This window comes from Bradyrhizobium sp. (genome assembly GCF_035701725.1).
GTDB lineage: Bacteria > Pseudomonadota > Alphaproteobacteria > Rhizobiales > Xanthobacteraceae > Bradyrhizobium.
On sequence record NZ_DASSRP010000287.1, the window covers coordinates 1 to 2,505 of the forward strand.

2 protein-coding genes and 1 pseudogene are annotated in these 2,505 nt (G+C 63.2%); 2 read left to right on the forward strand and 1 reads right to left on the reverse strand.

Annotated elements, in window-relative coordinates:
- Nucleotides 1–500 (reverse strand): annotated as a pseudogene (locus tag VFL62_RS17125) (peptidase M3); the annotation flags it as partial.
- A gap of 151 nt (nt 501–651) precedes the next feature.
- Between VFL62_RS17125 and VFL62_RS17130 the strand changes: the two are divergent.
- Nucleotides 652–936: a hypothetical protein gene (locus tag VFL62_RS17130; RefSeq protein WP_325173570.1), complete on the forward strand. Its 285-nt coding sequence runs from the start codon at nt 652–654 to the stop codon at nt 934–936.
- A 660-nt stretch (nt 937–1,596) separates the two neighbouring features.
- Nucleotides 1,597–2,505, forward strand: a 909-nt coding sequence (locus tag VFL62_RS17135) for a type III PLP-dependent enzyme (protein WP_325173571.1), incomplete at its 3' end; no start/stop codon positions are given.

A 2,505-nucleotide genomic window follows, 5' to 3' on the forward strand; every position in this document is an offset into this window, starting at 1 on the left:
CGCGCCTTCGCGGCCTCGTCGAGCCCAGCGCCGGCGCGGTGGAAGCGCGTATAGGTGCGCTCCAGGAGCCGCATCCGCTCGCCGTCAAGGCCCAGCGTCGCCCGATTATCGTGGAGCTGGACGATCCGGCCGAACAACACGGCGTTCATCATGATCGGATTCCAGTGCCGCGCCATCCGCAAGGAGACCTCCTTGTCCGCCTCGAGCAGCGCCGGGTTGGAATGGGCCGACACCAGCGCATAGAACACCGCGGAGACCTTGGAGAGCAGCTTGCCCGAGCGCTCCAGCGCGGTGATCGTGTTGTCGAAGTCCGGCTGCGCCGGATCGTGGGTGATCGCGGCGATCTCGGCCGCATGGTCGGCGAAAGCCTGCTCGAAGGCCGGCAGGAACATCTCCGGCGTGATCTCGGCAAAAGGAGGCGTCTCGAGCGGCGTCAGCCACGGCCGAAGCAGCGGATTGGCTTGCGCGGATTGAGGCGCATTTTCCTGGGCTTCTGACATCGGAAATCCCGTCTTGAGTGCCGTTTTCAAGCTTGAGGCTATATCACGCGGTGAGGCTTTTTTGGGCCTTTTGCGCTTGATACGCGGGGGCTTTTCGGAGAGATTGCGGCCCGAAAACGGGAACTGACACGGAATTCGAGAGTTCACGACCATGAGCGCGCAAACGTCTCCGACCACCGGCCGCAAGATCGCCTGGCCGAGCGTCATCACCGTCCTCAGCGCGGCCATCCTGATCAGCGCGGAAGTGTTCGGCGCCGCGTTCGCCGGCGGCTGGGCGCTCGCGATCATCCTGCCGCCGGAGGACTTCTTCCTCAGCATCTCGCAGGACACCTGGGCTCACATCCTGCAAGCCGTGTTGTTCGCGATCGGCGTGTTCGTGATGATCACGTTCATCCGCGGCGCACAGCGCGTCGAGCCGTTCACGCGCCGCGCGTGAGCAGACGAGCGAGCGCGCTTGATGCGGCTCGCCAGCGTTACGCTTCCTTAAACAAACTTAACATGCGTTCATCTTCGACGCCGCTTGCGCGCCTCGAGCACGGTGACGTAAGCGCGCGTTAGGGAAATTTGCGCTCAGCCTAAAAAAATTGTTGCGAAGCGGAGTCAAAACGCTTATGTGCGGACTTGCCCAATTTCGCACGTGCCTGTGGTCGTGTGTCAGTCGGTAGGTATCCGGACAAGAGGCCGGACAGCCGCCAAGGGTTGAAGAAGACCGAGGGTCGCTTCGAGTTGCAGACTCGAGAGGCCAGCATCTCTCTCCAGAGATGCCGTTGAAGGTCCCTTCTTCCTTTGCAACCGTGACTGGCAGCCGGAGGCGAACCGGCGCACCTCGTTCTCAACGGGGGACGCGACTTAAAGCAACGACGGATCGGGCTTTTTTGGTCTCTACCGGCATTCCAACCGCCGGCGCGGGCTACTGAAAAGGCTTGTCCTTCATTGCCAGGTGATCGGGCGGGAAAATTCCCAACCAATCCAAGGCAGCACAGTCGGTTTAAGGTTCGAGGCCCTGTCGCGTCTCCATCGTGCGGCAACGGCCACGGCACCTCAGAGCCGAAAACATTTTGAACGGGTCCCGTCGCTGGGCCGTTTGGAGGGTGCTATGACCGAACGCATCAGGGAATTCCTGCGCAACCGCCGGAACGAGGGTCAGGACGTCGAGCCCTGCCTCGTCGTCGACCTCGAGGTGGTGCGCGACAACTATCAGAGCTTCGCCAAGGCGCTGCCGGACAGCCGCGTGTTCTACGCGGTGAAGGCAAACCCGGCCCCGGAAGTGCTGTCGCTGCTGGCCTCGCTCGGCTCGTGCTTCGATACCGCGACCGTCGCCGAGATCGAGATGGCGTTGGCCGCCGGCGCGACGGCTGAGCGCATCTCCTTCGGCAACACGATCAAGAAGGAGCGCGATATCGCGCGCGCCTTCGCGCTCGGCATTCGGCTGTTCGCGGTCGATTGCGCCGCCGAGGTCGAAAAGGTTGCCCGTGCCGCGCCCGGCGCGAAGGTGTTCTGCCGCATTCTCTACGACTGCGCCGGCGCCGAATGGCCGCTGTCGCGGAAGTTCGGCTGCGACCCGGAAATGGCGGTCGAAGTGCTCGACCTCGCCAAGCGCCTGGGCCTGGAGCCGTGCGGCATCTCCTTCCATGTCGGTTCGCAGCAGCGCAAGGTGAAGGCCTGGGACCGCGCTCTGGCGATGGCTTCGCAGGTGTTTCGCGACTGCGCCGAGCGGGGGATCAATCTCTCCATGGTCAACATGGGCGGTGGATTCCCGACCAAGTACCTCAAGGATGTTCCTCCGGTCGTGCAGTACGGCCGGTCGATCTTCCGCGCGCTGCGCAAGCATTTCGGCAACCAGATCCCGGAAACCATTATCGAACCGGGACGCGGCATGGTCGGCAATGCCGGCATCATCGAGTCCGAAGTCGTCCTGATCTCCAGGAAGAGCGACGAGGACGAGGTGCGCTGGGTGTACCTGGACATCGGCAAGTTCGGCGGTCTCGCCGAGACCATGGACGAG